General features: G+C 65.3%; 13 protein-coding genes and 1 riboswitch. Of the genes, 7 read left to right on the top strand and 6 right to left on the bottom strand.

Going from position 1 to position 15,652, the window contains the following annotated elements; all coding sequences use genetic code 11:
- Positions 1–248: 248 nt before the first annotated feature.
- Entirely contained in the window at positions 249–1,277 is a 1,029-nt protein-coding gene (locus AC07UW_RS00205) for a hypothetical protein (protein WP_495211194.1), read from the top strand.
- A gap of 129 nt (positions 1,278–1,406) precedes the next feature.
- Here the strand turns inward: AC07UW_RS00205 and AC07UW_RS00210 are convergent, their stop codons facing one another.
- The 3 genes from AC07UW_RS00210 to AC07UW_RS00220 all read right to left on the bottom strand — a co-directional run bounded on the left by AC07UW_RS00210 (position 1,407) and on the right by AC07UW_RS00220 (position 3,689).
- Positions 1,407–2,048 carry a hypothetical protein gene (locus tag AC07UW_RS00210; protein ID WP_495211195.1) on the bottom strand — a complete coding sequence of 214 codons (642 nt, stop codon included), beginning with the start codon at positions 2,046–2,048 and terminating at the stop codon, positions 1,407–1,409.
- Positions 2,035–2,916, bottom strand: a complete 882-nt coding sequence (locus tag AC07UW_RS00215; RefSeq protein WP_336024640.1) for a hypothetical protein — start codon at positions 2,914–2,916, stop codon at positions 2,035–2,037. The genes AC07UW_RS00210 and AC07UW_RS00215 overlap by 14 nt, the downstream gene beginning before the upstream one ends.
- Before the next feature lie 149 nt (positions 2,917–3,065).
- Entirely contained in the window at positions 3,066–3,689 is a 624-nt protein-coding gene (locus AC07UW_RS00220) for an outer membrane beta-barrel protein (RefSeq protein ID WP_132825968.1), read from the bottom strand.
- A 243-nt stretch (positions 3,690–3,932) separates the two neighbouring features.
- Positions 3,933–4,079, top strand: a riboswitch (FMN riboswitch).
- A gap of 77 nt (positions 4,080–4,156) precedes the next feature.
- Here AC07UW_RS00220 and AC07UW_RS00225 point away from each other — a divergent pair.
- From AC07UW_RS00225 to thiL, 5 genes are all read left to right on the top strand, one after another.
- Positions 4,157–4,783, top strand: a complete 627-nt coding sequence (locus AC07UW_RS00225) for a riboflavin synthase (RefSeq protein ID WP_336024644.1) — start codon at positions 4,157–4,159, stop codon at positions 4,781–4,783.
- Positions 4,780–5,880, top strand: coding sequence for a 3,4-dihydroxy-2-butanone-4-phosphate synthase (ribB, locus tag AC07UW_RS00230; RefSeq protein ID WP_336024646.1), 1,101 nt, complete (start codon positions 4,780–4,782; stop codon positions 5,878–5,880). Before AC07UW_RS00225 ends, ribB begins: the two co-directional genes overlap by 4 nt.
- Positions 5,881–6,038: 158 nt before the next feature.
- A complete protein-coding gene (ribH, locus tag AC07UW_RS00235; protein ID WP_025876639.1) occupies positions 6,039–6,506 on the top strand; it encodes a 6,7-dimethyl-8-ribityllumazine synthase in 468 nt (155 codons plus the stop codon).
- The gene (gene nusB, locus AC07UW_RS00240; RefSeq protein ID WP_025876637.1) at positions 6,503–6,982 is read left to right on the top strand and encodes a transcription antitermination factor NusB; all 480 of its coding nucleotides are present in this window, start codon (positions 6,503–6,505) and stop codon (positions 6,980–6,982) included. Before ribH ends, nusB begins: the two co-directional genes overlap by 4 nt.
- Positions 6,983–7,095: 113 nt before the next feature.
- Entirely contained in the window at positions 7,096–8,058 is a 963-nt protein-coding gene (gene thiL / locus AC07UW_RS00245) for a thiamine-phosphate kinase (RefSeq protein WP_495211196.1), read from the top strand.
- Between the two features lie 157 nt (positions 8,059–8,215).
- Here thiL and AC07UW_RS00250 read toward each other — a convergent pair whose 3' ends face one another.
- From AC07UW_RS00250 to AC07UW_RS00260, 3 genes are all read right to left on the bottom strand, one after another.
- Positions 8,216–8,587, bottom strand: a complete 372-nt coding sequence (locus AC07UW_RS00250) for a DUF805 domain-containing protein (protein ID WP_495211197.1) — start codon at positions 8,585–8,587, stop codon at positions 8,216–8,218.
- A 127-nt stretch (positions 8,588–8,714) separates the two neighbouring features.
- On the bottom strand, positions 8,715–9,125 hold the full coding sequence (locus AC07UW_RS00255; protein WP_336024652.1) for a hypothetical protein: 411 nt from the start codon (positions 9,123–9,125) through the stop codon (positions 8,715–8,717).
- Between the two features lie 423 nt (positions 9,126–9,548).
- The gene (locus AC07UW_RS00260) at positions 9,549–11,939 is read right to left on the bottom strand and encodes an autotransporter family protein (protein WP_495211198.1); all 2,391 of its coding nucleotides are present in this window, start codon (positions 11,937–11,939) and stop codon (positions 9,549–9,551) included.
- Between the two features lie 337 nt (positions 11,940–12,276).
- Here AC07UW_RS00260 and AC07UW_RS00265 point away from each other — a divergent pair, with 337 nt between their 5' ends.
- The gene (locus AC07UW_RS00265; RefSeq protein WP_495211199.1) at positions 12,277–15,510 is read left to right on the top strand and encodes an autotransporter family protein; all 3,234 of its coding nucleotides are present in this window, start codon (positions 12,277–12,279) and stop codon (positions 15,508–15,510) included.
- The last annotated feature ends 142 nt before the right edge of the window (positions 15,511–15,652 follow it).

A 15,652-nucleotide genomic window follows, 5' to 3' on the forward strand; every position in this document is an offset into this window, starting at 1 on the left:
GTTGATCGGAACGATGCCCGAGGATCTCGGGGAGCAGTTCCTGCGTCCATGCAATTAGTCTGAAAAACTGGACCCGTGCTTCCGAAGCACGCCGCCGAGAAGATTTGAAAACTTTCCTATTCTTCTACGCGGAGCCGGCGGGCACAGTGGTGGGCCCTTTTTTGCAGGCCAGTGCATTGTCGGGTTCATATCGAGTCCTCGCGTTGTCTGTGCTTCTTCCTCTGGCCCTTCTGGTTCCAGCGACATCCTTGGCCAATGACGACCGTGAAGAACCCCTTGATGAACTGACCGTTGAGCAGGCCCTGCATGATCTGGTAGCCGTCATCGAGTGCCGTGCGCCGGCTGCGGTCAAGAAGCCTGTGCGTCGCAACCTGTGGCGGGTCGCACTGGGCGGAGAACCTCCGCAAGCGGCCTTTCGCGACTGGGAAGTAGTCAAGCAGGCCAACCCTTCATTGCACGAAGTGGAACTGCCGGCCCCCATTACTGCTTTCGGCCATTCGATCCGCCGCATCGCCGTCCTCTCTGGCGCCACGATGGCCATCATCGATGGCATGCCGTTGGACGAAATATCGCGGCAGTTGGAGCTGCACCCGCTAAGCGTCAGTATGGCCCCGCATATTCGCCAGAGGACTCTGTCGCTACGTAATAGCGGTGATGGCGGATTGCATACGCGCTTGTTGGTGGCATCGCGAGTATCCACGCATCCGGACGCCATCCTGGTTGGGTGCGAGGAGGGCTTCGACACGCGCGCTGAGCAGTTGCGCAGGCGTGGCAAGGAGCCAGATGTGGTGTTCGCCCCGGGCATGGACATCGCCACCGAGCTGGACGATGTGCTGACCTGCAAGGCCGATGCGCTGCGCAACTACACTGCCGGTTGGGCGGTGGGCATGTCTGCACATACCTCTGACGCGCGCTTCAAAGGCTGGAAGGATGGGGAGGACGAGGACGGCAATCGCTGGTGGACGCCGCCGGCGCCGGTCGTGATCGCCGGCAGGCCTGTCTCGCGTTTCATGAAGGTCGGTCAGACCCTCTATGCAGAACTTGATGGAAACATTGCCGGGGACCTGGCAGGCGAATGGGATCTCCCTCCGTATGAGGGCTGGGACGACGTCGCCTTAGTCGGCTTCCACGATACCGACACTGCCGCCGATGGCTGGCTGGAGAACCGCGCACGCATCGCGCGCGATTGGAGGCCCGGCAAAACGCTGCATGGCTGTGAGTACCTGCAGTATCGACCGGAGTTCGGCGAAGATCCAGATGATGATGACGAAGAATGACGATGGCGCGGAATCGCTGGGTGCCGTCCGGCATTGCAAGTGTGTACGCACGGGTCGTTCCACATCATCGCGGTGATCGGGCGCGGCCAAGTGGGCGACGACCTGCGGCTGCTGCTGCGGCCATGAAGTTCAACGATCCTCGCCGGGCGGGTGCTCGTTCCACTCGAAGAAGGGCAGGAACGCATCGGCCAGTTCGCCCATCAGCGGCGAGGGGTTCTGTACGCGCCAAGCACCGCCGTCATGATCGCGCTCGAAGGACACGGTGATGATCCTTTCCCGGTCCGGTGCCGTCGCGATCATCTGCGTATACGCCGTCGCCAGTTCGCTCGCCATCTGTGGGGGATGTGGTCCGTTGAATGGCACCGGGTGCTGCCGATAGACGGGCAGCAGGCCCGTCAGGTCCGGCAGGTGGCAACGGTAGTCAACATCGGCGACGTCTGCCTGCGGATGATGCACGCTGCCGACACTGCAACGCACCGATGTCTGGCGCCTGCGCAGGGCCGCGGCGGCCTGCGGCCAATCGGCCATTTCAGGCGCTTGCTCGAGATGGCTTACGCTCGCCAGCGCCGCCGCGATCGCCGGGCCCTTGGCTGTACCCAGATAGCGGCCCAGCTCGGCTTGGGCCGCGGTATCGCCGTGCACGATCACCTGTGCGTACAGCTCGAACACGTGTCCGGACGTCGGCACAGGCGGCGCCGCCTGTGCCGCAACCGGGGCCAGCAATGCAGCCAGCCCCAGTCGCTTCAGCGCAGCGAACTCACGCGCACGCATCGGTCCACATCATCTCGGCCATCGGACGCAGTGCCTTGCACTCCTGCGTCATTTCCTCGGCCGACATCACCTGCGTCTTGGCCTTCAACTCTTCGGTCATCGCATCCACACCGCTGATCTGGTCCGGTGCGATCTTCGCCACGCAGCTGCGGTGCTGCTGCAGCAGCAGGTCGCAGGCCGGCACGCCGGTCACCTTCGGTGCCTTTGCTGCTTCAACGTCCTGCATCCAGCCATCGAACGGCGCCAGTGCATCCAGCACCGGGCCCACCAGATCATCGAAGTTGCTGCTGTACCAGTAGCCCTTGTCCTTGGCGGTGTACAGGGTAAGGGTGCCGGTCACGGCCTTGCGCGGGCCACTCTGCAGGGCCTGGGTATAGGCCTCGGTGAAGCGCGCGCGCGGAGCCTTGTCCTCACCAGTCAGGCTGGCCAGGAACAACGGCTGCACGCTGCCCAGGTCGGCCAGCTGGCAGCTGAAATCAACCTTGGCGATCTTCTGGTCGTCCACGAATTCGTTGTCTTCCACCGTGCTGCGCGTGGCACGGCACTGCGAGGCCTTCAGCGCCTTGGTGTACATCGCTTCCGCCGCTGCGGGATCGCCCTTCACTCCAGCCACGGCCAGCACCGTCTGCCACGGCTCGGCCAGCGCCTGGGCCATCATGCCCGGCACTGGCGTTACCGAGTCCTGGCCGTCGAAGGCCGGCTTCAATGCGTCGTTGAGCGTGCGCGTGGCGGCGGCATCGTCTTCCAGCAATGCGCGTGCGTACAGATCGAAGGTTTGTTCGGGGGTCAGCTGCGCCGGGGCGGCCGCGGCGAACAAGGGGGCGCACAGCAGTGCGGTGGCCAGCAGGCCGCGGATCGGGGTCTTCATGACGGTGTTCCTGTTCCAGAGGGCGGCAAGCCTAGCGCAATTGTCATTGCATTCGATGGCGTGCCGCAGCCAAGCGTATTGCGCGCGACGGCCAACAAAAAACGGGCCCCTTGCGGGACCCGTTCGATCACACGACGAGGATCGGGCAATCAGAAGCTGGCGCGCACGCCGGCCGAGTACTGGGTGACGTCGCGGTAGCCGGAGATCTCGCCGACCAGACCCCAGGTACGGGTGAAGTTGATCTGGCCACCGAGGGTGCCGACCCAGGTGCCCTTGAACTCGTTGCCACCGTCCATGTAACCGGCCTTGATCCAGGCTTCGGTCATGCGCGAAGGCTTGCCACGCAGGCCCATGGTGGCGCGCACCAGGTTGGTGTGGTCCTTCACGCTGAAGCGGCCGTAGTCCACGTCCTTGACGGTGATTTCAGCCTGCTGGCGGACCCAGGCGATGTCGGCGGTGTAGTCGACGCGGTCGCTGAAGGGCATGTGGTAACCGATGCCCAGCTCCGGCTGGTTCAGCTTGAGCTTCATCGAGCCGTAGTCGTAGTCGTACGACTTGCTGCCGTAGTTCCAGCCGCCGAACACGTGCACCTGCTCGGCCAGCGCGATCGAACCGCGCACATAGCCGCCATCAACCTTCGGATCGTTGAACACGTCGTCGTCGGTCTTGACCTGGGTCCAGCCGCCTTCAACGTAGGTGTAGCTCAGGGCGTCGGCCGAGGCCGAGAACGGGGCAGCGGCCAGCAGGGCGGCCACGATCAGGATCTTGCGCATGGGAATTCCTGTGAATTTCAGTCCATTGGCGGTCCACCTATGCGGCAGTCCGTGGCGACCTCATGTCGTCCGAGCGCCGATTTTAATGAAAGTTTTACGAAAGGCCAGCGACGGCCGTCACAGGCCTGGGCGCACACGGGTGGGGTCGGATCCGTTTCCCATCGGGAAACGGCTCTGACCCCGGGGCATCCGACCCCGTTCAGCCCGGGCTGCTACAATGCCCGGGCCGGTTCGCCGGTACACAAACGTCTTCAGGGCGGGGTGCAATTCCCCACCGGCGGTAGGTGCGCAAGCACGAGCCCGCGAGCGCCCCGGCCTTACCGTCGGGGGTCAGCAGATCCGGTCCAATGCCGGAGCCGACGGTCATAGTCCGGATGAAAGAAGACGGTGCCACAGGGCCTTTGCGGCCCTGCGCCCGCCTGTTTGCCTTGCGGCGTTTTTCGCTCACTTTTCGCGGAGAACGTTACTTGTTTACTGGAATCATCGAAGGCGTCGGCCGTCTGGCCGCACGCGAATCCATCGGCGGCGATGTCCGCTTTACTTTCAATGTCGGGAATCTGCCGTTTGACAACGTGCAGATGGGCGAGAGCATCGCCATCAACGGCGTCTGCCTCACCGTCATTGCATTCGACGGCAGCAGCTTCCAGGCCGATGCGTCCACCGAGACCCTGGGCCTGACCACGCTCGGCCAGCTGGCCGAAGGTGCGGTCATCAACCTCGAACGTGCCATGCGCCCGACCGACCGCCTTGGCGGTCATCTGGTCAGCGGCCACGTCGACGGCCTCGGCCAGGTCCTGTCGATCCATGAAGATGCCCGCGCCCAGCGCTGGCGTTTCGCCGCGCCGGCCGCACTGCGCCGTTACATCGCCAAGAAGGGCTCGATCTGCGTGGACGGCGTCAGCCTCACCGTCAACGAAGTGGACGACGAAGGCTTTGAAGTGGCGCTGATCCCGCACACCGTGGCCAATACCGCGTTCTCCGCCACCGGCGTGGGCAGCGCGATCAACCTGGAAATCGACCTGGTCGCTCGTTATGTCGAGCGGTTGATCGGAGTGCCGACCAACGGTCAGCACCCACAGGGAGATACCCCATGAACTTTGCCACCATTCCCGACATCCTGGAAGACATCCGCCTCGGCCGCATGGTCGTCATCGTCGATGACGAAGACCGCGAGAACGAAGGCGACCTGATCATGGCCGCCGAGTTGGTCAAGGCCAGCGACATCAACTTCATGGTCACCCACGGCCGCGGCTTGGTGTGCCTGCCGCTCACCCGCACCCGCGCCGCCGACCTCGGCCTGGCGCCGATGGTGCAGGCCAATACCGCGCAGTTCCAGACCAACTTCACCGTCAGCATCGAAGCGGCCGAAGGCGTGACCACCGGCATCTCGGCGCACGACCGCGCGCACACCATCCGCACCGCGGTGAAGCCCAATGCCAAGCCGTCGGACCTGCACCAGCCGGGCCACATCTTCCCGCTGATCGCCCAGCCCGGTGGCGTGCTGACCCGCGCCGGCCACACCGAAGCCGGCGTCGACCTGGCCATGCTGGCCGGGCTGGAACCGGCCGGCGTGCTGGTGGAGATCCTCAACCCGGACGGCAGCATGGCGCGTCGCCCGGAGCTGGAAGTGTTCGCCCGCGAGCACGGCCTGAAGATGGGCTCCATCGCCGACCTGATCGCCTACCGCCTGGCCACCGAAAAGACCGTCGAGCGCGTGGACGAACGCGAGATCGAGACCGAGTTCGGCCCGTTCAAGCTGGTCACCTACCGCGACCGCATCGCCCACGACCTGCATTTCGCCCTGGTCCGCGGCACCCCGGATGCGGACACGCCCACCCTGGTGCGCGTGCAGGTGGAAAACCCGCTGGCCGACCTGCTGCACTGGCGCCGTGATGACTTCGGCGTGGCTGCCACCGATGCCCTGCGTGCCATCGATGCCGAAGGCAGTGGCGTGATGGTGGTGCTGTCGGCCCCGCGCGACGGCGAAGGCCTGCTGGCCCGCCTGCGCCAGCAGCCGGCCCCGGTCGTGCCGGGCAAGGACAAGGACGTGAGCCAGTGGCGCCGTAACGGTGCCGGCGCGCAGATCCTGTCCGACCTGGGCCTGGGCAAGCTGCGCGTGCTGGGCACGCCCCGCCGCCAGATCGGCCTGGCCGGGTACGGCCTGGAAGTGGTGGAGACGGTCACCCCGTAACCCGCCCGGTGTGCCGACCAACGGTCGGCACCCACAAAGGGGCGGCCCACTGCAGCTGGTGGGTGCCGACCGTTGGTCGGCACGCCCCGGGCCCCCGCCAGCCACGGCCGGGGCCCATCCACGGTAGAATTACCCCTTAATCGAATCCCAAGCCGCATATGAGCCACTACGAAGGCGATCTTCGCACTCCCGAGTCGGCGCGCTTCGCCATCCTGGCCAGCCGCTGGAACGCCCGCATCACCGATGTGCTGGTTGCTGGCGCCCGCCAGAGCCTGGCCGGCAACGGCATTGCCGAAGCCAACATCGACGTGATCCGCGTGCCGGGTGCCTGGGAGCTGCCGCTGGTCGCCGCGCGCCTGGCCGCCGCCCATGAGCACGCCGCCATCCTCACCCTGGGCTGCGTGATCCGTGGCGACACCCGCCACTACGAGCATGTGGCCGACCGCTGTGCCGAAGGCCTGATGCGCGTGCAGCTGGACTTCGGCGTGCCGGTGTTGAACGGCGTGCTGGCCGTGGAACGCGTGGAAGATGCCGAGGCCCGCGCAGGCGGCAGCCACGGCAACAAGGGCGAGGAAGTCGCACTCGCCGCATTGGAAATGGTCAACCTTCTGGAGCAGCTGCCATGAACAAGAACACCCAGGGCAAGCCCTCCGGTAAACCCGTCCGCCGCGATGGCATCGATCCGGTGCTGCGCTCGCGCGCGCGCCGTCGTGCCGTGCAGGCCATCTATGCCTGGCAGATCTCCGGTGGCAACGGCCAGTCGCTGATCGCCCAGTTCGCCCACGAACAGGCCCGCGAAATCGCCGACCTGGCGTACTTCGAAGCGCTGGTGCATGGCGTGCTCGACAACCGTCGCGACATCGACGAAGCCTTCGGTCCGTACCTGGACCGTGGCATCGACGAAGTGGACGCAATCGAACGCGCCGTGCTGCGCCTGGCCGGTTACGAACTGCGTTACCGCCTGGACGTGCCGTATCGCGTGGTGATCAACGAAGCCATCGAATCGGCCAAGCGCTTTGGTTCCGAACATGGCCACACCTACGTCAACGGCGTGCTGGATCGTGCCGCCGTGGAATGGCGCAAGGTCGAATCGGGTCACTGACCCACCTGTGGTAATGCCGGCCGCTGGCCGGCAACTGCAGGGGTTCTGAGGTTGCCGGCCTGCGGCCGGCACTACCGCGCACGGCGCGGCACGCACAAACGCGGGAGCGCCCCATGTCCCTGGCCGAATTCGCCCTCATCGACCGCATCCGCGCCCGCACCGTCGAGCGCGACGACATCGTGCTCGGCATCGGCGATGACGCCGCGCTGCTGCAGCCGCGCCCGAACGAGCAACTGGTGGTCACCGCCGACACACTCAACAGCGGCGTGCATTTCCCGACCGAAACTCCGGCGTTCGACATCGGCTGGAAGACGCTGGCCGTCAACCTGTCCGACCTCGCCGCGATGGGCGCGCGCCCGGCCTGGTGCACGCTGGCGCTGTCGCTGCCCGAGGCCAGCGAAGACTGGATCGATGCCTTCGCCGATGGCTTCTTCGCTCTGGCCGACCAGCACGACATCGCCCTGATTGGCGGAGACACCACGCGTGGCCCGCTGTCGCTGTCGGTTACCGCGATGGGTCAGGTCTCCCGTGGCCAGGCGCTGCGTCGTGATCGCGCACAGATTGGCGATGACATCTGGGTCAGCGGCACCCTCGGCGATGCTGCCGGTGCGCTGCGGCTGTGGCAGCAGGGCGCATTGAACGTCACGGCAGCCACGCTGCTGGCCGACTACGAAACCCTGCGCCTGCGCCTGCTGCGTCCCGCCCCGCGCGTTACCCTGGGCCTGCGCCTGCGTGCATTCGCGCATGCCGCCGTGGACATCTCCGATGGCCTGCTGGCAGACCTGGGCCACATCGCCGCACGCAGCGGCGTACGCGCCGAAGTCGACGCCGATGCGTTGCCGATGTCTGCGGCACTGCGCGAGCTGCTGGGCCGTGATGGCGCCCGTGACTGCGCGCTGCACGGCGGCGACGACTACGAACTGTGCTTCACCGCCGCCGCCGACCAGCGCGACGCGCTGCACTTCGTCGCCGAATCGCTGGACGTACCGATCACCCGCATCGGCCGCATCATGGAAGGGCAGGGTGTGCATACCGAAGGCCACGACGGCCCGAGCGGTTACGAGCACTTCGCCTGACACACGAGAACGCCGGGCATGGCCCGGCGCTACCGTGTTGTCCTGGTGGGTGCCAACCTTGGTTGGCACGGATGTGTCAGGCCTTCGTGCCGACGCTGTGTCGACCAAGGGCGACGCCTACCAAAGCGGGGCACATCGGCGTTGCCCGGCGTAACCCTTAAACGTGCGGAACGGGCGCGCCAAAGCGGTTGCCGCCCGGCGTGCTGGGCAGCAGCAGGAACACCAGCAGCACCAAGCCTGCAAACGGGACCATTGCCAACAGCAGCCACCAGCCCGATCGATCAGTATCGTGCAGGCGACGAATGGTGGCAGCAATGCTGGGCAATGCGAATGCCAGCCACATCGCCAAGCTCAGCCCGCTCGATGCGAGGATGAGGCCCTGAGAACCGCTGTAGCCGGCATAGAAACTCACAATGTAAAGCGGGATCGAGACGATCACGATGAACAACTGGAACCACCAGAACTCGCTGCGGCTGGCCCGGCCACTGAACTGTGCATAGCGCTTCAGGGGAATCATCATCTTGTGCATCGGTACACTTCCTGGAAAGAAGTGCGCACTATCAATGCCAGTGTGAAGATGAGCCATCGGATTCATTGCAAATGCGGGTGGCAGGCCGCTGAACTGAGCCCTCTTCCGCAGTTCAGAACGCGAAGCGCTATGCCACCCGCAACTGCACATCCACATACTCGGCCAGCCCACGGCAGGCCAGTAGCAAGCCTTCGCGCACGTCATCGCCCACCTGCTGGTCGGCATCGCCGTCCACGCGTACGCGCTCGATGGCGTGCAGCAGTTCCAGCAGCAACGTCAGCCCGGCATTGGCGCGGTCGATGCGTGCCATCGCGAAGCCAAAGCACTGCTTGCGTCCTTTGTCCGGCCACGGCTGGCCATCGGCGGCGTCCACGTGGCGGATGCGCTGCAGGCAGCCGAGCAGGGTGATGCCTTCGCTGGCGTGGGCGCCCATCGTGCTGCCCAACGTGGTTTCCAGTGCTTTGGCCAGGTCGTCTGGCAGGCGTTCGACGGCGTCGCCCAATGTGGCGAACAGATAGGGATAGAGCGAAGAAGTCATGGCGGCGTCCTTGAGTGCGAAGCAAGGGAGCCGCTCTCGCACTGGGCGAGGGCGGCGGACGGTGCGTGGTTGCAATACCGGAGGTTGATGTAGAAACGCCGGCGGGTACGAGACCCCCATGCACCGCCCGCCATAGGGCACGGACGGTTTGCCTGCCGACGCCGCCCAACAAGGAAGGAGCGACGCCGACAGGCAAGCGTAAACAACACATCAACCTAACGGGATTGCAAGCCCGTGCCACCCGTTGTCGGTGGCGCGCCATGATGTGCACGCAAGTGCTGCTATACCAATCAGAAAACTTTCAATTTCGAAAACGTTGCAGACGCATGTCGCATGCGCTGCGCGAAACCAATCACACATGCGCGTGCCAGTTGCGACATTTGTTGTGGCGCCGAGCGCATGCTCGGCGCTACAGAGGGCAGATCACCACGTGTAAGCCACGCTCAGGTTCGCCGTCGCTTCACGGTACCCACTGTCACCGCGCATTGCCCCGAACCCGCCCCTGGCGCTGAAGCCGGAACGGAATTCCACGCGCGCACCCGCGCTCAGTTCATAGCGGTTGCGCGGGATGCCGGCCTTCAGCACCTCATCGTCGAAGGCGATGCCATTGCCGGCACCATCGCGGTACCAGTTGGCCGCCAGATACGGGCTGACCGATGCACCCGCCGCCGAGCGCGATTCACCCTGCAGGCGCAGGCCAGCACGACCGGACAGGCCGCTGTCGCCCGCTGCACGCACCACGGTGCCGTTGGTTTCGGTATGCACGTCGGTCTTCGCATCGGTGTAGACCAACTGCAGTTCCGGCTGCAGGCTCAGCGCGGTAGTGCCGATCTGGCCGATGCCGAAGCGGTAACCGGCTTCCACGGACGACTGCCAGATCTCCGAGTCGTAACGCTCCTCGGCCAGGCCGTCGCCCTGCACGCGGTTGCGGAACTGGCCACGCTGCACGCTGGCATCCACGTACATGGCGTCGTTGGCCCAGTTGCCGTACACGCCCAGTGCACCACCTTCCACCTTGCCGCGTGCGCTGAAGCCGGTCACGTCCGAACGCGAGGTGGCACTGCTGCGTGCAGCGGTGCCCATCACACCCACGCGGCCACGGCCGTCATCGAACACGCCGATGTCCGCACCCAGCTGCAGGCGCGAGCGGTCCACGCGCAGGTCGAGCTGGTTATCCACCGCACCGAGCTTGCTCTGCGTAGCGTCAACACGGGCCCAGCCGCGGATGCCATCCGCGGCAGCGGCGCCGCCCTGGCGGTCGCGGTAGGTGTGGCGCAGCATCTGGTCCAGCGCGAACTGGTTGGCCAGATACGCGCCGGTCTCCGGGCGCAGGATCGGGGGCGGCGGGTCGATCGGGTCCACCGGGTCCACCGGCTTGCACTCGGGCAGGGTCGGGTCGGCCAGACACGGGTCCGGCGCGCCGCCCAGTTCCGAACGCAGGTACCAGTTGCCGTTGGCGTCCTTCACCAGGAAGTACTCGTACTGCCCGCCCACGGCGCGGCCGACCAGATCGAACTGCGCGTTCGACGCACCACCGATGTCGATCAGCTCGATGCCGCGGTCGGTCTTGGCGCCAGCGCCGCCGGCATTGAGCACGCGCACGTCGGCCTGCCCATTGGCATCGCCGGCGATCACCAGCTTGTCGGTCAGCGAGCTGTCGTCGCCCAGCTGGGTGTTGAACAACAGCGTGCCGCCGTTGCCGGTGAACGCATCCAGGCTGAGCGTGTTGAAGCTGCTGCCATTGCCCAGCGCCACGGTACCGCCTGCGCCCAGCGTGAGATGGCCCACGTTGCTGTCGCCGGTCATCAGCCAGGTGCTGTCGCTGTCGATGCTGGCGGTGGTGACATTGATGAAGCGGCCGTCGATCTGCGCGTTGTTGCGCAGGGTGACGTTGACGGTTGCATTGGTCAGGCTGGCGGCGTCGAGCGTCACGTTGCCACTCAGTCGTGAATCATCGACGGAAAAATTCACATCGGTGCGGCTCACGGCACCAGTATCGTTGGCCACAAGCAACACGTTGCCATCGCCGCCGCCCAGCTGCGCACCGTTGACCACGCTGATGTCATAGGTGTTTTCCACGCCGGGAAAGACCTGGATCGCAGCACCGCGGCGGCCGATCACCACGGAATTGTCGATATTCAACGCAATGCGCTGCGAAGGATTGTTGTCGCCCCACAGCATCGCGCCCACGTTTTCACCGGTCACCCGCGAATCATTGACGATGTCCATGCTGCCTGCCATCAGGCGCACACCCAAGCCATTGCTATGGTGAGGCCCGCCGGGGACCATCTCCACATCGATCATGGTGGAGTCAATCAGAGCATACGGTGCACGCACGGGCCACCGGCCCGCGCCGGTGGACGATATATCCACGCCGATCGATTTGCGGTTACCCGGCGACAGATCGGCTGCATTGACCACGATGTGGCTGTCATGGAGGTGGGCAGACGCTTCGCCCATGTCCAACAGGATGCCGCCGATGAAGCCGGAGCGACGCGCGACCAACGAGCTCGCTCCCTGCAGCCACACCGCACGCTCGGCATTGCCGGTGGCATCCACGGTTACATTTTCGAGCGAAATGGTAGAGGTGTCGCTTGCCCAGAGGGTCCTGGTGCGGGTGCCCTTGGCGGTCAGGCTTGATCCATTGATCAGCGTCCAGTCTTCGAACGGCGCAGTGCCGTCGATCTCGACCGTCTGTCCATCCAGATCACCGGCCAGCGCCATGCCGGCGGGGAGCGTGGCGAGCGCAAGCAGCAGGCCCTGCGCCAAGGGGCGCAGCAGGAAAGAATCAGTGGGGGATGGGCAAACGCGCATGGCTCGGTCCTCTACATGGGGAATGGCTAGGACACTGCACTGCCAACGGCACGGCATACCTGTTCAGGCTGGTGACGTATACGCCGCGGCCATGTGTATGCCGAGTGATGGGGCGATTACGACAGTGCGTTTCTGGAACGGGCGCCAGTGTCCTGTGCGCCCGGCTCGCTTCCCATGCAATTAGTTGTAAAGCGCGGTTGCACGATGGCGCGGCCCAAGGGACATTCATCTTCGCCGGCAGCACTGCGACTCCTTGTCGCACGTTGCTTTGCAACGCATTCGATAGTCGCGCTGCCAGCTCCCACCGAGCATGGCCGTCCCCTTACGGAGACGTGTCATGCCCCGATATCACCTGCGTTGCCCCTTGGCTTTGGCGATGGCCCTCGCGCTTGCTGCTCAGACTCCCGTGAAAGCACAGCAGGTCGTTGCTGATGGTGATGAGCAGACGCCGGCGGCGGGGGAGTACCACACGGTCGACCCGGTGCAGCCCGGCGATCCGGCGGGCTACGCGTTCCTGGCCATCAACGGTGGCACCATCATTCCAGCAGGCGAAGTGACGCTGCGCACCGAAGGACTGTATGCCGCGGCGGCGCGTGCGGAAGGCGCAGGCAGCCGGATCGCGCTTCAACAAGGCAGTGTGCTCACCACCGGCTACGGCGCGGCAGGCCTGTCCGCGGCCAACGGAGGTGAGATTCACGCCGTTGGCACGCGTATCCAGACGCAGGGCACGGCGGCCCATGGTGCAGAGGCCATTGATGGCAGCCTGGTGCTTGAGGGTGTGCACATCACCACGCAGGCCGGCCTGTCGCACGGCGTCTCCGTGCAGAACGGCACTGCCCGCGTGATCGACAGCGTGATCGAGGTCAACGCCAGCCAGTCCAATGGCCTGGACGTGCGCGGTGGCAGCCTGCAGGCCGAGCGCGTGCGGATCGATATCGGTAGCAGCGGCTATGGCGTTGCGATGCAGAACAATGGCGACGCACATCTACGTTCGGTGCAGATCAATGGCCTCGGCGCAGGGGCAACAGGGGTGCTGGCAGGGCTGGGCAGATTGGTGCTGGAAGATGTAGACATCGACCTCACCCACGAGCGCTCCGGCGCCGGCATGCAAATTGTGGGAGAGGCGCAGATGCGCGGCGGCAGCATTCATGCGCGTGGCATCAACGCCAGGGTTGTCGGTTTCGCGGCCAGTGGCGGCGGCAAGCTTCTGCTGGATGGCGTGGCGATGTCGGGGTATCACGGCATCGGCATGGCCGCTGGCTCCGAGCTGACGATGTACAACAGCCAGCTGGATACGAATTCCATCGGTATCAACATCAACAAAGCGGGCGGCGTTGTGAAGGTGGCAGGTTCGTCCATCACCACGCGCAATGGTGTGGGCATCCTGATGTTCGAAAAGGGCGATCTGGACGTGGAGAACTCCATCGTCAGCGCCGATGGCGAGTTCTGGCAGGCCGTGTCCATCATGGATGGAACCGCGCGAATCGTGTCCAGCCAGCTGCGGACGCTCGGCCAGAACGGGCATGGCATCTACGCCGAAGGTGCTTCGGGCCGCAGCCCGGAACTGACGGTTGGCAGCTCCGACATTCTTACCGAAGGCAATGGTGCAGCCGGTGCCATCGCCCGTCTTGGCGGCACCGTACACCTTGCTGATAGCGTGGTGCGCACCACTGGCGTCAGTTCGCACAGCGTGTTGTCTGGGGGTACGGGCGAAATGACGCTGGTCAACACCCATGTGCGTACTGAGGGTGAGGGGGCCTGGGCAGCAGTGATCAACGACAACGGCCGCATGAGCATTGATGGTGGCTCACTGGTGAGCGCCCGGCACGGGGGCATCTGGCTGCGCAGCAGCCGCGATCCGGCGCTGACATTGAGCAACGGCGTGGTGGTGTCCGGTGGCAATGGCATCGGCCTGGCGCTGGATGCTGCTGTCGCCGGGCGTTTCGACGTGGTGCTGGACGGTGGCTCGCAGCTGCACGGCGATATCGTCATCACGCCCGAAGACGAGGACGCCGGGTTGGTGCCGCAGTCCGATGTGCATGTTCGTTTGGCCGGCGGCTCGCTGTGGCAGGGGGCTTCTGATCTGGTGCAGACCCTCACGCTTGAAAGCGGTAGTCAGTGGACGTTGACCGGCGATGCCACGGCGGTCGGACTGCAGGTGCGGGACAGTGCGGTGGCACTGTCCGACGGCAGCGGCCGCTTCAACACGCTTACCGTGGACGGTGACCTGCACAGCGAACGCGCCACGTTCCTGTTCCAGGGCGCGCTGGCCGGCGATGACAGCGCGATCGATCGCCTGCATGTACGAGGGGATACCTCGGGTGATGCAAGCATCGTGGTCAACAACATCGGCGGAGTGGGCGCACCTACGGTGGATGGCATCCCGTTGATTGAAGTCGACGGTGCGTCGCTGGCGACCTATGCGCTGGCCGGGCGTGCAGTGGGTGGTTCCCATGAGTACTTCCTGTTCCAGGGCGGTCTTGCCGATCCTTCCGATGGCAACTGGTACCTGCGCTCGCAGTGGTTCGATGTCTGCAAGGACAATCCGAACGCGCCGGGCTGTGTGGTCGATCCTGGCCCGGGGCCGGGGCCTGACCCGGGTGAAGGCGGCGAAGAAGGCGAGGGTGGCGACAACCCGGTGATTCCGCCGCCGGTGCTGCGCCCGGAGACAGGTGCCTACCTGGCCAATCAGTCGGCCGCCATCAACATGTTTGCCCATCGCCTGAACGACCGTATTGGCGCGGTGTCGCTACAGGACGGTCCCACTGCATGGGCGCGCGTGGGCCGCCAACAGGCGGATTTCAGCGCGGTCGGCGGTCAGCTGTCGGTGGATGGCAATACGTCGGTACTGCAGATTGGCAGCGACGTGCTGCGTCGGGGTAACGCGGCCTTTGGCGTGATGCTGGGCAGCGGCCGCACCGACAGTACGGTAGTGTCCGGGCTGACCGGCTACAGCGCCAAGGGTCGCGTGCGCGGTAACGCGGCAGGGGTGTACGGCACCTGGATGCAGGATGCCGGTGGCACGCAGGGTGCCTACATCAATGCAACCCTGCAGTACGGCCGTTTCGACAACCGGGTGCAGGGCATCGGCCTGGAGCCGGAGCACTACGATTCGCGCATGGCCAGTGCATCGCTGGAAACGGGCCACACCTTCAACGTGTGGCAGGGTGCCGCCAGCGCGCTGTATGTGCAGCCGCAGCTGCAGCTGAGCTATGCCGATTTCCGCGCCGACCGCCATGTGGAGAGCAACGGTACGGTGATCGACCGTGCCGATGCCGGCGGCCTGAGCGGGCGCCTGGGCGCGCGCGTGTTCGGCCACGGCACCGCAGCCGGTAACGTCGTGCAGCCTTACCTGGGCGTCAACTGGCTGCGCGGCAGCGGTACCAGCACGTTGCAGTTCAACGGTGACACGCTGGGCGCGGATGTGCCGCGCAACCGCTACGAGGTGCAGGCCGGTGCCGAGCTTAAGCTGGGCCAGCGCCTGGGGACCTGGGGTGGCCTGAGCGTGCAGCGCGGCGAGCAGGGTTACCGGAACGTGTCTGCGCAGATGGGCGTGCGCTACGCCTGGTGATACGGGCCTGCAGGTGGCGCCGGCGAGGGCCCGGCGCCACCTGCAGGCACCGGCCGCGCCGCTCACGGGCCCATCACGCTCCCACGCGACAGCATTAACAAATCCTAAATTTTTTTTTTGTCGCAATCGCCACTTTTACAAC

It is taken from the genome of Stenotrophomonas sp. GW821-FHT02D01, from assembly GCF_059421765.1.

What these genes read in the sequence shown, in the direction of transcription:
- AC07UW_RS00210 (WP_495211195.1), bottom strand. Translation starts at nt 2,048, where the DNA reads ATGCGTGCGCGTGAGTTCGCTGCGCTGAAGCGACTGGGGCTGGCTGCA.
- AC07UW_RS00215 (WP_336024640.1), bottom strand. Translation starts at nt 2,916, where the DNA reads ATGAAGACCCCGATCCGCGGCCTGCTGGCCACCGCACTGCTGTGCGCC.
- AC07UW_RS00220 (WP_132825968.1), bottom strand. Translation starts at nt 3,689, where the DNA reads ATGCGCAAGATCCTGATCGTGGCCGCCCTGCTGGCCGCTGCCCCGTTC.
- ribB (WP_336024646.1), top strand. Translation starts at nt 4,780, where the DNA reads ATGAACTTTGCCACCATTCCCGACATCCTGGAAGACATCCGCCTCGGC.
- ribH (WP_025876639.1), top strand. Translation starts at nt 6,039, where the DNA reads ATGAGCCACTACGAAGGCGATCTTCGCACTCCCGAGTCGGCGCGCTTC.
- nusB (WP_025876637.1), top strand. Translation starts at nt 6,503, where the DNA reads ATGAACAAGAACACCCAGGGCAAGCCCTCCGGTAAACCCGTCCGCCGC.
- thiL (WP_495211196.1), top strand. Translation starts at nt 7,096, where the DNA reads ATGTCCCTGGCCGAATTCGCCCTCATCGACCGCATCCGCGCCCGCACC.
- AC07UW_RS00250 (WP_495211197.1), bottom strand. Translation starts at nt 8,587, where the DNA reads ATGCACAAGATGATGATTCCCCTGAAGCGCTATGCACAGTTCAGTGGC.
- AC07UW_RS00255 (WP_336024652.1), bottom strand. Translation starts at nt 9,125, where the DNA reads ATGACTTCTTCGCTCTATCCCTATCTGTTCGCCACATTGGGCGACGCC.
- AC07UW_RS00260 (WP_495211198.1), bottom strand. Translation starts at nt 11,939, where the DNA reads ATGCGCGTTTGCCCATCCCCCACTGATTCTTTCCTGCTGCGCCCCTTG.
- AC07UW_RS00265 (WP_495211199.1), top strand. Translation starts at nt 12,277, where the DNA reads ATGCCCCGATATCACCTGCGTTGCCCCTTGGCTTTGGCGATGGCCCTC.